The sequence below is a fragment of the Streptomyces sp. A3M-1-3 genome (assembly GCF_024213665.1).
Taxonomy (GTDB): Bacteria; Actinomycetota; Actinomycetes; order Streptomycetales; family Streptomycetaceae; genus Streptomyces.
The window spans coordinates 1-480 of the sequence record NZ_JANAVP010000091.1 but is presented as its reverse complement, the minus strand read 5'-3'; the positions used below and the strand labels follow the sequence as shown (position 1 = coordinate 480).

The window sequence follows — 480 nt, the reverse complement described above, 5'->3', positions numbered from 1 at the left end:
AGGGTCTCCGGTCGGGCCTGGACGGTCCGATGCCCCTGCACATCACTCCGGTGTGCAGGGGGCGGTGTCGTCCGTCGCCGGATCGGGTGCCCTTGGGCGCGTCGTCCGATCGCGATGCTCGCCGCATCGTGACGGGTGGTCTTGCGCTTGTTGCTGGTGAGGGGCTTCTGCCAGTGCTGAGCGCCCCACTTGGAGGTGTAAGCCGGGTCTACGGCGATGATCGCGATACCGGTAGCGTCGGCCATGGACGTCAGGCGGGCGCGCAGTTTGCCCGTCGGCATACCGGAGATGATCTGGCGGAACCGCTTCTTGCGGCCGTGCTTCTCCCGGGTCTTCTCCTTTGTGAAGTCCAGGTCTTCAATCGCGATGGCTTTCACGCCGCAGGCCCGTGCCCAGTTCAGCAACCTGGACAGGGCGTGGCGGACTTGGGCGTCGCGGTGGTCGGCGGTGCCGGACAGGTCGTAGAAGAAGCGGCGCGGC

At 67.1% G+C, this 480-nt stretch carries 1 protein-coding gene; it reads right to left on the bottom strand.

Going from position 1 to position 480, the window contains the following annotated elements:
- Nucleotides 1–480: IS200/IS605 family accessory protein TnpB-related protein (locus NLX86_RS34290; RefSeq protein ID WP_254375731.1), on the bottom strand; the 480-nt coding region annotated here is incomplete at both ends.